Here is a 15,232-nt window from a genome sequence, read left to right as displayed (position 1 = left end):
GTTTTGATGAGAAAAGCATTAGCCGAAATTTATCTGTTTTTAATCTTTAAAAACACTTCATTTCTAAACCAATTTTCATCTTCCGGAGTTTCAAAAACTCGTTTTGGAAAAAATAAAGATTGGCTTTTTGAAATATATAAAAGGTAAAGATCTTTTAGTTCGAATGCTTTTATAAAATGCTGTGCACCATATGTACTCTCAGATGTTTCTCCTGAGTGCGAAATAATTTTATCAGCGAAAATTTCATGTTGTGTTTCACTGAAAAAAATGTTATTTTCTTTTGAATTTGCAAATCTCCAATATTGAAATAATGTAAGTAGCGGATACAGAAAACCAAAGATAATTACAAAAACATCAGAAGAATCTTTGTTGTCCTTGCAAAGAATTGCAACAGAAAGCATAAGCATAAATGCATAAAGCCACCATTTCTTTTTTAATAAAATTCTAATAATGAATGATAAATATTCTTTTTTGGTAAGTTGAAATTTTTTTGTTTTAATCATTGAAGGTTAGTGAAATTGAATTTAAGGTTTTTTATTTAAAGGAAAATCAAACAATTCTTTAGGTTCAACATCTAAAGCAGAGGCAATTCTCACAAGGGTTTTTACAGTAGTATTTATTTCAGATCTTTCTATTCTGCCAACTTGATTTTGGGTAATACCGCAATCGTCAGCTAAATCTTGTTGAGACATGCCTTTCTTTTCACGTAATTGTCTAATGTGAATTCCAAGATTTGCAATAAAAGTTTCTTCTGAAATATTCATATTTCAAAAGTGATAAGATTTATTTTTCAATTACACCCATACATGGGTGTAATTTACTATATTTGACTCATCAAAAAAATAAGACAATGACTACGGAAAGCCTTTCAAAAGAAGTCGAAGCCAGACTAACAGATTTTTTTAAAAATACAATAGATTCTAAAGAACTAGCAAAAACAATCCGACAAGTAAATTATGTTCTTTCCTTATGCGCCATGAGAGGCTGCGAAACCGTAGAAACAGAATTCAACAATCTCGAAGATAATTTTTATTGGCTCAATAAATTAGCCGAAGTTTTAGATCCTTATTTGGAGATTGAATCTTAAACGTTTTTATTTTACGCACCGCTTGTCATTTCGACCGAAGGGAGAAATCACACGAGTAATTCGACAAAGATTGACGATATTCTGTGTGGAGTTTCTAGTGTGATTTCTCCCTTCGGTCGAAATGACAATATTGGGGTTACTTTGTGTTTTTGCAAAAGCCTGAAAAAAGGGAATAAGTGTAGAAATATTTTTTTAATATCTCTGTATGTTTAGAGTTGATTATCATTTTGATTCTTTAATATTTCTACAGAGACAATTACTCCTATTGAAATATCAGATATTTTTCCGGTAAGACTTTGAAATATAAAATCAGACGGTTTGTGAGGATAGTTAATAGCTAAATTACATTTTATAAATTTACCTTCAAGAATTTCATCAACCTCGCCAAGTTTCCAATTTTCCCAGTTTATTTTTCCAATTTCAATTCTAATAGGTTTGTTCAGGATTTCGTTTACAGAACTGCCATCATATAAGTACGGATTTTGTTTCATTATTTTTTAGGTTAAAGTTTTGTTTTTATTTTATTCTAAATCAGGAAGATTACCTTTAATATCTTCGGGTAAAAATTCACGAATTACTTTGTAGCCGTCTTTTAGTAGTGTGCGGTTTTCAGAATCTTTTGTCCACTTGAATACCTTAGTTGTAAAACTTTTTAACCATCCTTTTTTGTTAAATGAATGTATGGTTTGTTTTAAAGTGTCAATGTCATTATGAAGATTTTCAAATTCCCTTTCAAATTCCTTTTTGTTATCTTGATTTTGCTTAATTTGCTCTTTTAGAGTTTCTTCTAATTTATCAAGTTTTTTACGCAATTCTTTTGCTTCGTCTTCTGAAAAATATTCATCTTTTATTGATTCAAATCTTTCAAATATTTCCTCAATCTGTTGCTGTTGAAATTCTACTTTCTTTACTATTGGGTTTGAAGAGAGTTCTTCCCAGATGCAGTTTAGCCAAGTTGTAATTTGTGTAAAAATTCCTGTATCTCCTTTAAAAGAAAAATTTTCTTCATATGCTAATGGACCAGGACAAACGCTTCCGGAAATAGCATAATATGCACTATAGCCTTCTTTATCATTAGTTTTTGAAGTTGGAATTTGAAAAATAATTTTGTACTTTGATTCCATACTATATGTAATAGTTAGCAAAGTATATGAACTTGATTTGTCCTTATTAGGTTCTATTTTAAAGTCTGAGCTTTCAAATCTTGAATGTTTATCTAGAGTATTATTAATGTCTTTATAAACCTTTTCTCTTATCATGATTTTTAATTTTTAAATATGGAATTATCAAATATAGAAAGAATCCTCTTAATTGGTTGAAATAATATTTACAATACTTTTTTGACTATAAGATTTAGAAGTTTTTTAAAAGTCAAGATGAAAATAGATGTAAAAACAAAAAAGCTTCTGATTTCTCAGAAGCTTTTTTCAGTGCGGATAATAGGACTCGAACCTACACGCCTTGCGGCACCAGATCCTAAGTCTGGCATGTCTACCAATTTCACCATATCCGCTCAATTGTGGGTGCAAAGATAATCATAACTTCTAAATTTCAAAGCATTTTTTGAAAAAAAATATTAATTCTATTTTTTGTATTTTTGAATTTCTATAAAAATTATTTAAATGGAAAATATTAAGTCGTACGTTCAACAACATAAAGATCGCTTTATCAAGGAGTTGATCGAATTATTAAAAATTCCGTCGGTAAGTGCCGACACTGCATATTCGCAAGATGTTATCGATACTGCCGAGGCCGTAAAAGAAAGTTTATCAAAAGCAGGCTGCGATTTAGTCGAAATTTGCGATACTCCGGGCTATCCAATCATCTATGGAGAAAAAATAATCGACCCAAATTTACCTACCGTTTTGGTTTACGGTCATTATGATGTTCAACCGCCAGATCCAATCGAATTATGGACATCACCACCATTCGAACCCGTTATTAAAAATACCGAAATTCACCCGGAAGGCGCAATTTTCGCGCGTGGAGCATGTGATGACAAAGGGCAAATGTACATGCACGTAAAAGCGCTTGAATACATGGTGCAAACCAATAATTTGCCTTGCAACGTAAAATTCATGATCGAAGGCGAAGAAGAAGTAGGTTCGGCAAGTTTGGCGTGGTTCGTAGAACGCAATCAGGAAAAACTGAAAAATGACGTAATCCTTATTTCAGATACCGGAATGATCTCTAACCAACAGCCGTCGATCACGACAGGTTTACGTGGTTTGAGTTATGTTGAGGTCGAAGTTACAGGTCCAAACCGCGATTTACACTCAGGATTATATGGTGGAGCAGTAGCGAACCCAATCAATGTTTTGGCAAAAATGATCGCTTCAATGCACGACGAAGACAATCATATTACCATTCCGGGTTTCTACGATAAAGTACAGGAATTATCTTTTGAAGAAAGAGCCGAAATGGCAAAAGCGCCTTTTAGCTTAGAAAAATATAAAAAAGCCTTAGACTTAAATGATGTTTATGGCGAAAAAGGATATGTAACCAACGAACGCAACTCGATTCGACCAACATTAGACGTAAACGGAATCTGGGGCGGATATCAAGGCGAAGGAGCAAAAACCGTTATTGCGAGCAAAGCTTTTGCTAAAATCTCAATGCGTTTGGTTCCAAATCAGGATTGGCATGAAATCACAGATCTTTTCACGAAACATTTCCTAAGTATTGCACCGGCAGGAGTTACCGTAAAAGTAACGCCACACCACGGAGGTCAGGGTTATGTTACGCCAATTGACAGTATTGGTTATCAGGCAGCAAACAAAGCGTATACTGAAACTTTTGGAGTTCCGGCAATTCCGGTTCGTTCAGGCGGAAGTATTCCAATTGTAGCTTTGTTCGAAAAAGAGCTAAAAAGCAAAACGATTTTGATGGGATTTGGTTTGGATTCTGATGCGATTCACTCACCAAACGAACACTTCGGAATCTTCAATTACTTAAAAGGAATCGAAACTATTCCGTTGTTTTACAAGTATTTTGTGGAATTAAGTAAGTAAGGTTTAGCTCTTTGTCAAAGTTTTAAACTTTGACAAAGATGAATCTCAAATAATATGAAATCCGTTCAGAAATGAGCGGATTTTTTTATAGGCGTTATCCGCCGCCGTGTACGGGCTATCCGCTATATCTTTTTGTTTTAAAAAAACAAAAAGGATATCGCTCCTATCCCTAACGAGGAGAAAAGGTTCAAAGGTTTTTAGGTTAAAAAAACAAATATTTTGACATTGAAATTGAATAGCCCCTAGTTTTAACTAGGGGGGATTTTTAGAGAAAACGAATTGGGTTTAGCCGAAATATTTATAAACGCCTAAGAATTTATTTGGCTAAAGCCATTTAAGGCCCAGCTAAAACCTTTGTCACTCAGTAACTTTGTTTCCTTAAAGAAAAAAATCCGCTTCTCGTAAAAGAAGCGGATAAAATAAAAAACTAAAAAAAAATTCTAAAAAAAAATAACCCCGATCTAGAATAAATCCGGATTGTATCCAAAATAGGGCATAACCTGTTCGTTAAAAATTACCCCATATTCTTCTAACTCTTTTAAAATTGGCAGATAAACTTCTTTCTTAATCGGAAGCTGAACGCCGGGAGTTGTAATTTTTCCATTCAAAATCAATAATGTTGCCATCGCAACCGGTAATCCCACCGTTTTTGCCATAGCAGTATACGTTTGATCGTCGCCAATACAAACCATTTTTGAGTCTATTTGCGCCTTTTTACCATTTAATTCATATCCGAATTTATGGTACATTACAATCATATCTTTATCGTCAGGTTCTAAAGACCAACTATCTGATAATATCTTTTCTAATATTTGAGCCGGAGTTGCATTGGGCAAATTCACTTTTTTGTCCGGATTAAATAAATCCAGTTCCAGAAGTTTATCCCACATAATATCGTCCTGATCAATTTTTAAAATCAATCTGGTTTTAATTTCTACAGAATCTGTTGGATGATACGGCAAGAAAGAATTCACGAACTCACGATAACTCATGCTTTCAGAACCTTCCATGATATAACTATCGTCAGTCATGCCTAATTGCACAAACATATTCCATGCTTTCGAGAAACCCACTCTTCGAATTGTTCCTCTATATAAAGTCAGAATATCATCTAAACCATAAATCGATCTGTATTTAAGAGAATCCCGATTAGAATAGGCTTCAAATTTTCCGTAACCTTCAACTTCCAGAAATTCCGTTCTGCGAAAAACGGTTCCGTACGGAATATATTTATAAGTACCTTCCTGAACAAATTTTGCTGCCCCGCCTTGTCCCGCGAGAACGACATTTCTTGGAGCCCAGGTAAATTTGTAATTCCATAAATTATTGTCAGATTCCGGAGCGACTAATCCGCCGCAAAACGATTCAAAAAGCAGCATATTGCCGCCTTTTTCCCTGATTTCATCAATAACTTTCATGGCGCTCATATGATCAATTCCGGGATCTAGACCAATCTCATTCATGAAAATCAAATTGTTTTTCTTCGCTTCTTCGTCCAGTTCCTTCATAGCATCACTTATATATGATGCTGTGACAAGGTGTTTTTTAAACTGAAGACAATCTTTTGCAATCTCGATATGTAAATGGGCCGGAAGCATCGAAATTACAATAGACGCGTTTGCTATGGCTGCTTTTCTTTCTTCGGTATCAAAAATATTTAAAGCAATTGGAGTCGCATTTGGATGTTTCTGCGTCTTTTTTTCGGCCAAAGCCAAAGATAAATCAGCAACGATAAGATGTAAATTTTCAGTTTCTGATTTAGACAGTAAATAACGTATCAGTGATGATGCAGATCTACCGGCTCCAATTATTAAAACGCTTCTCATATTGTAAATATTTAACACAAATATATTTAATTGTTATAAATATAACAATTTTAATTTCAGAAAATTAATTTATTTTTTCGGTTTGAAACTTATAACTTGTTAATTCATTTGCTGAAAAAAGATTTTGATAAAGTAAAATGCTTTTTAATTAGTATTAAAGTATTTTTGTTTAAAATTTGAAAGAATAAAAAATATGAAAAGAAGAATAGTTTTAACAGGAGCTTTTATTGGAATGATTGCTATTATTTTAGGCGCTTTTGGAGCTCATTTATTAAAAAAATATTTATCTGTAGAAGAATTAAATACTTTTGAAGTTGGGGTTCGTTATCAAATGTATCATGCTTTCTTTTTATTCTTTCTTTCAACAAGAAAAGAGCTTGCTGAGAAAACCTTAAAAACAATTTATAATTTAGTTGTTGCAGGTGTACTTCTGTTTAGTGGTTCAATCTATTTATTAGCTACGAAAAGCCTTACTATTTTTGATTTCAAAATTATCGTATTCGCAACTCCTTTGGGTGGATTGTTGTTAATTATTGCCTGGCTAACATTATTTGTTACGATTTTGAGGAGAAAATCATAAAATCCCGAATAAAAAATTCTATCTAAAAATTAATCTTTAATTTTGTCTCATAAATAACATATAATCTTATTTATGTGAATTTATGTTGTTTTTTACTTTAATCAGAAAAAAATATAACAAATTCATTTTTAGGATTATAAGAAAATAAATTAGAAGCATTTATTTTTTGTTTTGCTGATTTAAAGGATAAAATTTTGCTTTTTTAATAGTAATAAAAGTGAAATTTAATTTTTTTTACAGAATTAATAATAAATCTCTAATTTTGCATTCTATTTTAATATCACACACAACTTAAAATTTATGGACACTAACACACTTTTCTCGCAATCGATTTCGTTGAAAGAATTAGGAATTGAAAATGCAAAAGTTCGCTACCAATTATCTGCAGATGAATTGCATGCGATCACTTTGCAATCAGGCCAAGGTGTTGAGAACTCTACGGGAGCATTGGCAATTGATACGGGCGAATTTACAGGTCGTTCTCCTCAGGATCGTTTTATTGTAAAAGACAATATTACTGAGGATCAAGTTTGGTGGGGAAATGTAAATATTCCTTTTGCACCGGATGCTTTTGAAAAATTATACAATAAGGTAACACAGTTTTTATCAAATAAGGAAGTTTTTGTTCGTGATTCTTATGTTTGTTCTGATACAAATTATAGACTGAATGTTCGTGTGGTAACAGAAACTGCGTGGTCAAATTTGTTTTGTTACAATATGTTTCTTCGTCCGGAAGAATCAGAACTGGCAAATTTTACTCCGGAATGGACTGTAGTTTGTGCGCCAAGTTTTATGGCAGATCCTGCTGTAGACGGAACGCGACAGTCTAATTTTGCTATTTTAGATTTTACTAAAAAAATAGCTCTTATTGGAGGAACCGGATATACAGGAGAAATGAAAAAAGGAATATTCTCTGCTTTGAATTTCATTTTGCCGGTTTTCAAAAATACATTACCAATGCATTGCAGCGCCAATGTTGGTGAAGATGGAGATACAGCGATTTTCTTTGGATTATCAGGAACAGGAAAAACAACTTTATCAGCAGATCCTGAACGTAAGTTAATTGGAGATGATGAACACGGTTGGACGGCAGAAAACACAGTTTTTAACTTCGAAGGCGGTTGTTATGCGAAAGTGATTAATTTAACCGAAGAAAACGAACCGGACATTTTTAGAGCCATCAAAAAAGGAGCGCTTTTAGAAAATGTAGTTTTTAAACCGGGAACAAATGAAGTTGATTATGATGATGTTTCGATTACACAAAATACTCGTGTAAGTTACCCAATCACACATATCGATAATATTCAGCCAGGTTCTATTGGCCATAATCCTAAAAATATATTTTTCTTAACGGCAGATTCTTTCGGAATTTTGCCTCCAATCTCAAAACTAACTCCGGGACAAGCCGCTTACCATTTTATCTCAGGATATACCGCAAAAGTAGCAGGAACTGAAGCAGGGGTAACAGAACCACAACCTAACTTTTCGGCTTGTTTTGGTGCGCCATTCATGCCTTTGCATCCAACTCGTTATGCCGAAATGCTGACTAAAAAGATGAAAGATGCAGATGTAAAAGTTTGGTTAATCAACACGGGCTGGACAGGTGGAGCTTACGGAACAGGAAGCCGTATGAAACTAAAATATACTCGTGCCATGATTACCGCTGCATTAAACGGAGAACTGGATAATGTTGAGTTTGAAAATCATGCAGTATTTGGAATTGCAAAACCACAATCTTGCCCGAATGTTCCAAACGAAATTTTAAATCCGAGAAATACTTGGGAAGATCCTGAGTTATACGATAAAAAAGCAATAGAATTAGCTCAGAAATTCAAAGCTAATTTTGCCAAATTTGAAGAATTTGCCAATGCCGAAATTTTGGCTGGCGCACCGATTACAGAATAAGGGAAGTTACTAATTCAAATTAAGAAAAGCTGTTCAGTGATGAACAGCTTTTTTGTTTTTATAATGAAATTGATCAAAGAATGTCAGGCTGAGCGAAGTCGAAGCCCCGCAAGCACTTCTCCCGAAGCCTCTGGATCGCTCAGTGTGACAAACGTTTTTCAGCTCATTTTATAAGAGAATAATAATGCAAAATAAACTATAATAGATAAGATTATTTAAAGCTCAACTAAAAACAAATCAACTATTTACCTCAAAATTAAATTTTTGGCGTTAAATTTGCCCTATCAATCACAATCAAAAATCATCAATCATGTTAAAACAATTTTTCATCCTTTGTTCTGGAGCAGATCGGGACTTACTCGAAGGCTGCTCAGAAGGCGAGCAAACCAAATATGTTGGTATTGGTGCCACCGTTTTCTTCACCGCAGTTATGGCTTTTTTAGCGAGTGCTTATGCGCTTTTTACTGTTTTTGACTCTATTTATCCAGCTCTTATTTTTGGATTTGTATGGAGTTTATTAATCTTTAATCTGGATCGATTTATTGTTTCGACAATTAAAAAAAGAGATCGTTTTATGGATGAATTTCTGCAAGCGACTCCCAGAATTATGCTGGCTATTATTATTGCCATTGTAATTTCGAAACCATTAGAAATTAAAATTTTCGAAAAAGAAATCAATACCGTTTTATTAAAAGAAAAAAATGAAATGGAATTGGCCAATAAAAAACAAGTTGGTAATTATTTCAAATCAGATTTGGATAAAAATAAGGCTGAGATTGCAGCTTTAAAAGCGGATATTCTGAAAAAAGAAAAAGAAGTAAACGCACTTTATTCTACTTATATTACTGAAGCCGAAGGAACAACAGGAACAAAAAAACTCGGAAAAGGTCCGGTTTATAAAGAAAAACGCGAAAAGCACGATGCAACTTTAAAAGAATTTGAAGCTTTAAAAACAACTAACGAAGCTAAAATTGCCGAGAAAGAAAAAACAGGAAAGCAGCTTCAGGCAGACTTAGATAAAAAAGTATCACAAACACAACCTATTATTGAAGGTTTTGATGGATTAATGGCGCGTATTAATGCACTCAATAAATTGCCCTGGCTTCCTTCATTTTTTATAATGTTGTTGTTTTTGGCAATTGAAACATCTCCGATTATTGCAAAGTTATTAGCGCCAAAAGGAGAATTTGATTTTAAACAAGAAGAAGCCGAAACAGCCATGAAAGCTACTTTGGCACAAAATAAATACCAACGCGATTTATTAGTAAAAACAAGTGCTCAAATGCACGATAAAGTTTATGCAGATATCGCCGAAGATAAAAACCTTTATGATCTCCAACGTAAAAAAGCAACGGAGTTATTAGAACTTCAGGCACATAATTTTGTAGAAAAACAAAAAGCGACGCTGTAGTCTTTAAAGTTAGAAAGTCTTAAAGTCATTCACTTTAACTTGTATAAAAAGAAAGCCAGAAATAGAAAAATCTATTCTGGCTTTTTACTTGAAAAACTTTATGACTTTAGACTTTCGACTAAAATTACATGTAACTCAATATTTCTTTTTTAAACGCATCGTATTCACCTTGCATGATTAATCCGTTGTCTAATAGTTTTTTATAATTCTGTAATTTATCAAAAAGTTCTTCTTTAGATAATTCACTTAATTTACGATCTACGGTTGAAGGTTGAGTTTGTTGAATTGGCTCATAAGTTTCAGTGTAAGATGGAGTTGTAGCTGGCAAAATTTCTGCATAATTCGTTACTTCTTCAGTTTCAACTTCTTCAACTTCGTCTTCGAAATCATCTTCTGCTTCAATAACTTTTACTGGTTCTACAGTCGGAGCTTCTGCAACAGCTGGATTTTTAAGTAAATCTAATTGTTCTTTAGCATACGTATAAATTTTTCTTGCCTGAGTTTTCGGAATATAATCTATCGAAATAGTTAAATCCGTTGTAGTTCCAAATGAAAATTCAGAACCCAAAATGTTTTCCTTTACAAAAGTGCTCGCAATATCATCCCAGGTATAATCTGTAAAATCCATTGAAAGACCTAAATTCTTAGGTTTGCAAATAATAATACGTTTATTCGTTAAAATTATACTATCCGGAAAAACAGTAATCGCAGGCTTTTTTTGTACGGCGATATATCCAATTTCTTCATTTTTCATCAATAAATCATTGAGTTTCGAAGTAATTTTTTCAATCGCTTTTGGATCTTGTTCTTCGTTCAGAAATTTTTTAAATTGTTCTTTCATGTTCTATAAGTTGCTTGGTTGCAAATTAATTGAGTTGTTCAGTTTTTTGTCTTACGCTACAAATGTAATGCCTAATTTTCTAATTCAGTAATTTCATTTTGAATTTTCTTTGTCAAACTTTTGAAAACCAATTCATACGAATGATCGATTAATTCTTTTATGAGACTGTTCGATAAATTTCCGTTAAGGGCAATCGTATTCCAATGCACTTTACTCATATGAAACCCCGGTTTTATCTCGTCATATTCCGCTCTTAATTCCTGTGCGCGTTCCGGATCGCATTTTAAATTCACCGATTGTTCGTTCTTTTCCCATTGTGATAAGGAAGATAAAGCAAACATTTTTCCGCCCACTTTAAACACTAAAGTGTCTTCATCAAAAGGAAAATGTTCGCTAACGCCTTTTTTAGAAAGACAATATTCGTAATACGTTTCCAGATTCATATTCTTTTTTATTTACTAATTTCACCTAAATGTGTGTACTTAAAGCCACTTTCATATTTTAAGCCATAACCAAAAATTCGGTCCATTGCTGAATGCGAAAATAAAATAATCCCAATTAATTGAATAATTTCAATCTTTAAATAACAGCCAATTATATAAAGTAAAATCGCGATTCCTTTATGATGGAATAAATTGTAGAAAAATGCGCCGGTTTTATTCCCAAAAGCAAAACCAATCATTGAAAAATCCGGTGCTAAAATTAAAACTAAAAACCACCACCATTGATAATTCAAAAGGCTGAATAAATAGATTCCGAGGATAAATAATCCTAATTCTTCAAGTTTAAGTATTGTTTTCATCATAATTTTTTCTCCATTAGTTTTTCAGGATGTTCGAGTTCGGTAAAACCAAATTTACGATATAAAAAGTGTGCATCTGTTGTAGCTAATCTCCATATTTTAAGGTCTTTTAGAATAGGTTCGTTCATCATGGCCTCAATTAAAATAGACGAATATCCTTTTCCTCGATGTTCTTCGGTAATAAAAACATCCATTACATATCCAAAAACCACATAATCTGTAATGACGCGGGCAAAACCAATTTGTTTGTCATTTAAGTAAATTCCAAAACAAACCGAAGCATCAATTGTAGTTTGAACTTCCTCGATAGTTCTTCCGGCAGCCCAATAAATATCTTTTAAAAAGTTTTGTATGAACGGAACGTTAAGTTTGGTTTTATCTGTTGAAACATTAATCATATTCTGTTGTTTTTTTGCCAAGAATTACACGAATTTTCGCGAATTAATTCTTTGGTTCGGGTATAAGAAATTAGTGCAAATTCGTGTAATTCGTGGCAGATCTTAAATTTTATATAGTATTGGCTTGCTTGGACTTGCATCATTTTCAAATGAAGCAATTTGAAGATTTAGTATATAATCCCCATCTTCAATTTCATCAGAAACATAAATCATTTCGGTAATTGTAGCATTTAATCGCGCATCAGAGTTTAAATCTAAAGTGTCTTTTACGTTCCAAAATGCTTTGTGAGCTAATAGTTTTCCTTCGTCATGTTCTTTGTCTACACTTGGTAAATCAATCAATAAATGCTGAATTTCGCTTTCGCGGATAAAAATCGCTGCTTCTTCAGACAAATAAGGTGGATTTGTATTCGAGTATTTTCGAGACTTTTTTTCTTTTTGATTGGGAAGTGTTCTAATAATTAGACCTTCAGTTGTCACACTGAGCGATCCCGAGGCTTCGGGAGAAGTGCTCAACGCTTTTTCAATTGATTTTTTCGTAATCACCAAATCATCACCAATTTTTTCCGGTTCAACCGTAATCAATTTTGCAAAGAAAAAAAACTGCTTTAAGGACTGATTTATACTATAAAAATCATTGGTAATATGACCCAAACATTCTGTATGCGTGCCATGTCCGTGCGGATTAAAGAAAATATTATTGAAATTGGTCGAAGACTTTCCTTCAGAAACTTTCCCGATCCAATCGCCAAAAACCACAGGTTCAATAACCGGTTTTTCAATATACCACGCAATCGGATTTTCGTCTGTATTTGTTAACGGAATCGAAATATCAATGGGTTTTGATAAGTCTATCTCGAAGTTGTTGATTTTTGCTATCATAGTTCTAACCGCAAGGGTCGCAAAGGTTCTACGCAAAGTTCGCAAGGTTTTATTAATTGTCTTTTTAAATTAAGAAGCTAGAGCTTGTTTACAACCCTGCGCATTCCATTTTTAATTAAAGCTACATTGAAATTGATTAATAAACCTAATTTGCAATTTGTTAATTTTAAATAAGTTAATAATTGAGCAAAATGGACTTCATTCAGGGCATCAACAGATTTTATTTCCAAAATTAATTTATTTTCAACTATTATGTCCAATCGATAACCAATATCTAATTTTACTTCTTCGTAAATTAAAGGTAAAGGTTTTTGTTTTTCAATTTCTAAACCTAACTTTTTTAATTCATAAAAAAGACATTCTTCATAAGCGCTTTCTAAAAGTCCTGGCCCTAAAGTTTGATGAACTTTTAAGGCGCAGTTAAATACAATTCGTGATAATTCATTTTCTGACATGAGTAACTAATTTAGTTTTATCTATTAAAAACCAAATTTAGTATATCTTCGCATTTTTTATAGGATTATTCTCTCGAAATATAAAATAGCGTGCTTTGCGTAAAACTTAGCGAACCTTGCGGTTGGACTTCTTACTCCAAATTTAAGTAAAACAGATCACTTGCAATTCCATCCGTTAAAAATTTTCCTTTTGCGGTTGGTTTTAAAATATTGTTTTCAATAAAAAGCAAATCGTCATTTAAGAATTTCTGACTTTGTTTTTTTAGATAATTCAAATAATCCAAGCCAAATTCAGTTTCAATTCGGTCTAATGAAACGCCCCAAATTGTTCTTAAACCCGTCATAATATATTCGTTATAACGATCTGATTTTGTTAGGGTTTCAGTTTCTATTGGTAAAATATTATCCTGAATAGATTTTAGATAAAGCGAATTATTCGCCACATTCCAACCTCTTTTTTCACCATCATAACTATGTGCCGAAGGACCAATTCCGATATATTTTTTCCCTAACCAATACGCCGAATTGTTTTTGGAGAAATAATTCTCTTTTCCGAAATTCGATAATTCGTAGTGAATAAAACCGTTTTTTTGAAGCGTTTCAACCAAAATCATAAAATGGTTTGAAGCAACTTCATCTTGTGGTTCTGCTATTTTTCCGGTATCGATTAGTTTTCTTAAAGCTGTTTTGGGTTCAACAGTCAAAGCATAACTTGAAATATGCGGAATGCCAAAACTCAATGCAGTTTCAATATTCTGTTTCCACATTTCGTCAGTTAACCCCGGAATTCCGTAAATTAAATCAAGCGAAATATTATCAAAATATTTAGTTGCTTCTCTTAAACAATTTATGGCTTCCGCCGAATTATGAGCCCGATTCATCATTTTTAAATCGTCTTCATAAAAAGACTGAATACCAATGCTTAAGCGATTTATTTGGCTTTTAGATAATTCTAAAAGTCTTTGAGCAGATAAATCATCCGGATTGGCTTCAAGCGTAATTTCGGGATTTTCTACAACTTTATAATTTTTATAAACTTCAGAAATTAAAAAGTTTATTTCTTCATTTGACAAAACAGAAGGAGTTCCGCCACCAAAATAAATGGTTTCAATCTGATTGTCATTTCGAGCGGAGTCGAGAAGCTCAAACTCATTTTTGCGCATGCTTATTTCTTTGGCTAAAGCCAAAACCATCTCGTCTTTCTTCTTCATCGAAGTCGAAAAATGAAAGTCGCAATAGTGGCAAGCCTGTTTGCAAAATGGTATGTGAATGTAGATTCCTGACATTTTAATAGATAATTAGATAATGTGTCAATTAGATAATTTATTCGTTGTCTACAGCATTATCTAATTATCAAATTTTCTCAATTGACACATTATTTTTTAACTCGTTCTTCATTTTGTTTCACAAAAGCATCCCAGCCCGTATAACTTTTTCCGGCAACAATTTTTCCTGAATTAAAGAAATGACAAACCGCTGCTGCCAAACCATCAGTTGAATCCAGATTTTTAGGCAATTCTTTCAAGCCTAATAGTTGTTGCAGCATTTTGGCAACTTGTTCTTTGCTGGCATTTCCGTTTCCGGTAATTGCCATTTTTATCTTTTTGGGTTCGTATTCTGTAATCGGAATATCTCTTGAAAGTCCCGCAGCCATTGCAACTCCTTGTGCGCGACCTAATTTTAGCATCGATTGAACGTTTTTACCAAAGAAAGGCGCTTCAATCGCGATTTCGTCCGGATGATGCGTTTCTATTAATTCGATCGTTCGCTCAAAAATGATTTTTAGTTTTTGGTAATGATTGTCATATTTGGACAATTGCAATTCGTTAAGCTGCAAAAACTCCATTTTTTTATTGGTGACTTTAATCAATCCAAAACCCATGATTGTTGTTCCGGGGTCAATACCTAATATGATGCGTTCTTTTGTCAAGTGTTTTTTGTTTCAGGTTTCGGGTTTAGAAAATTGGCACATTTTCTAATTTTCAAATTGGCACATTTTCATTGCCACATTTTCAAATTGATTACTTTTGCAGC

18 protein-coding genes and 1 tRNA gene are annotated in these 15,232 nt (G+C 33.0%); 5 read left to right on the top strand and 14 right to left on the bottom strand.

Translation table 11 applies throughout. The features are described 5' to 3' along the window. Positions 1 to 29: 29 nt before the first annotated feature. Together ACZ0AH_RS21585 and ACZ0AH_RS21580 are read right to left on the bottom strand one after the other, a co-directional pair. Positions 30 to 503 (bottom strand): YcxB family protein, encoded by a 474-nt coding sequence (locus tag ACZ0AH_RS21585; protein ID WP_463477801.1) that lies wholly within the window; start codon positions 501 to 503, stop codon positions 30 to 32. A 21-nt stretch (positions 504 to 524) separates the two neighbouring features. Beyond that, positions 525 to 764, bottom strand: coding sequence for a helix-turn-helix domain-containing protein (locus tag ACZ0AH_RS21580; RefSeq protein WP_463477800.1), 240 nt, complete (start codon positions 762 to 764; stop codon positions 525 to 527). Between the two features lie 86 nt (positions 765 to 850). Here ACZ0AH_RS21580 and ACZ0AH_RS21575 point away from each other — a divergent pair, with 86 nt between their 5' ends. Continuing rightward, positions 851 to 1,087: a hypothetical protein gene (locus tag ACZ0AH_RS21575; RefSeq protein ID WP_463477799.1), complete on the top strand. Its 237-nt coding sequence runs from the start codon at positions 851 to 853 to the stop codon at positions 1,085 to 1,087. A gap of 209 nt (positions 1,088 to 1,296) precedes the next feature. Here the strand turns inward: ACZ0AH_RS21575 and ACZ0AH_RS21570 are convergent, their stop codons facing one another. The 3 genes from ACZ0AH_RS21570 to ACZ0AH_RS21560 all read right to left on the bottom strand — a co-directional run bounded on the left by ACZ0AH_RS21570 (position 1,297) and on the right by ACZ0AH_RS21560 (position 2,600). Continuing rightward, positions 1,297 to 1,578, bottom strand: a complete 282-nt coding sequence (locus ACZ0AH_RS21570) for a hypothetical protein (protein ID WP_463477798.1) — start codon at positions 1,576 to 1,578, stop codon at positions 1,297 to 1,299. 30 nt (positions 1,579 to 1,608) lie between these two features. Further along, a complete protein-coding gene (locus tag ACZ0AH_RS21565; protein WP_463477797.1) occupies positions 1,609 to 2,346 on the bottom strand; it encodes a hypothetical protein in 738 nt (245 codons plus the stop codon). A gap of 172 nt (positions 2,347 to 2,518) precedes the next feature. Continuing rightward, positions 2,519 to 2,600 (bottom strand) — tRNA-Leu (locus ACZ0AH_RS21560). Positions 2,601 to 2,709: 109 nt separating this feature from the next. On the opposite strand from ACZ0AH_RS21560, the gene ACZ0AH_RS21555 reads away from it, so the two are divergent. Beyond that, positions 2,710 to 4,098: a dipeptidase gene (locus ACZ0AH_RS21555; RefSeq protein WP_463477796.1), complete on the top strand. Its 1,389-nt coding sequence runs from the start codon at positions 2,710 to 2,712 to the stop codon at positions 4,096 to 4,098. Positions 4,099 to 4,559: 461 nt separating this feature from the next. Here ACZ0AH_RS21555 and ACZ0AH_RS21550 read toward each other — a convergent pair whose 3' ends face one another. Beyond that, positions 4,560 to 5,924 (bottom strand): saccharopine dehydrogenase family protein, encoded by a 1,365-nt coding sequence (locus ACZ0AH_RS21550; protein ID WP_463477795.1) that lies wholly within the window; start codon positions 5,922 to 5,924, stop codon positions 4,560 to 4,562. Positions 5,925 to 6,117: 193 nt separating this feature from the next. Between ACZ0AH_RS21550 and ACZ0AH_RS21545 the strand changes: the two genes are divergently transcribed. From ACZ0AH_RS21545 to ACZ0AH_RS21535, 3 genes are all read left to right on the top strand, one after another. Continuing rightward, positions 6,118 to 6,504: a DUF423 domain-containing protein gene (locus ACZ0AH_RS21545; RefSeq protein ID WP_463477794.1), complete on the top strand. Its 387-nt coding sequence runs from the start codon at positions 6,118 to 6,120 to the stop codon at positions 6,502 to 6,504. A gap of 300 nt (positions 6,505 to 6,804) precedes the next feature. Next, on the top strand, positions 6,805 to 8,409 hold the full coding sequence (gene pckA, locus ACZ0AH_RS21540; RefSeq protein ID WP_463477793.1) for a phosphoenolpyruvate carboxykinase (ATP): 1,605 nt from the start codon (positions 6,805 to 6,807) through the stop codon (positions 8,407 to 8,409). A 310-nt stretch (positions 8,410 to 8,719) separates the two neighbouring features. Further along, positions 8,720 to 9,820, top strand: coding sequence for a DUF4407 domain-containing protein (locus ACZ0AH_RS21535; RefSeq protein WP_463477792.1), 1,101 nt, complete (start codon positions 8,720 to 8,722; stop codon positions 9,818 to 9,820). 124 nt (positions 9,821 to 9,944) lie between these two features. Here the strand turns inward: ACZ0AH_RS21535 and ACZ0AH_RS21530 are convergent, their stop codons facing one another. The 8 genes from ACZ0AH_RS21530 to ruvC form a co-directional block, all read right to left on the bottom strand. Further along, complete coding sequence (locus tag ACZ0AH_RS21530) at positions 9,945 to 10,661, bottom strand: PH domain-containing protein (protein WP_463477791.1); 717 nt, start codon at positions 10,659 to 10,661, stop codon at positions 9,945 to 9,947. A 71-nt stretch (positions 10,662 to 10,732) separates the two neighbouring features. Next, a complete protein-coding gene (locus ACZ0AH_RS21525; protein WP_463477790.1) occupies positions 10,733 to 11,104 on the bottom strand; it encodes an MmcQ/YjbR family DNA-binding protein in 372 nt (123 codons plus the stop codon). Between the two features lie 8 nt (positions 11,105 to 11,112). Then, complete coding sequence (locus ACZ0AH_RS21520) at positions 11,113 to 11,463, bottom strand: DUF4260 domain-containing protein (protein WP_463478128.1); 351 nt, start codon at positions 11,461 to 11,463, stop codon at positions 11,113 to 11,115. Then, on the bottom strand, positions 11,463 to 11,861 hold the full coding sequence (locus tag ACZ0AH_RS21515) for a GNAT family N-acetyltransferase (RefSeq protein ID WP_463477789.1): 399 nt from the start codon (positions 11,859 to 11,861) through the stop codon (positions 11,463 to 11,465). Before ACZ0AH_RS21515 ends, ACZ0AH_RS21520 begins: the two co-directional genes overlap by 1 nt. A gap of 102 nt (positions 11,862 to 11,963) precedes the next feature. Continuing rightward, positions 11,964 to 12,743, bottom strand: coding sequence for a cyclase family protein (locus tag ACZ0AH_RS21510; RefSeq protein ID WP_463477788.1), 780 nt, complete (start codon positions 12,741 to 12,743; stop codon positions 11,964 to 11,966). A 77-nt stretch (positions 12,744 to 12,820) separates the two neighbouring features. Next, positions 12,821 to 13,198, bottom strand: coding sequence for a GxxExxY protein (locus tag ACZ0AH_RS21505; protein WP_463477787.1), 378 nt, complete (start codon positions 13,196 to 13,198; stop codon positions 12,821 to 12,823). Positions 13,199 to 13,329: 131 nt separating this feature from the next. After that, positions 13,330 to 14,484 (bottom strand): radical SAM family heme chaperone HemW, encoded by a 1,155-nt coding sequence (hemW, locus tag ACZ0AH_RS21500; RefSeq protein ID WP_463477786.1) that lies wholly within the window; start codon positions 14,482 to 14,484, stop codon positions 13,330 to 13,332. A gap of 89 nt (positions 14,485 to 14,573) precedes the next feature. Then, positions 14,574 to 15,128: a crossover junction endodeoxyribonuclease RuvC gene (gene ruvC / locus ACZ0AH_RS21495; RefSeq protein WP_463477785.1), complete on the bottom strand. Its 555-nt coding sequence runs from the start codon at positions 15,126 to 15,128 to the stop codon at positions 14,574 to 14,576. Positions 15,129 to 15,232: the final 104 nt, after the last annotated feature.

The sequence above is a fragment of the Flavobacterium sp. AC105 genome, from assembly GCF_979258495.1.
The sequence above is the reverse complement of the archived record's forward strand: the minus strand, read 5'-3'. Positions and strand labels throughout refer to the sequence as shown.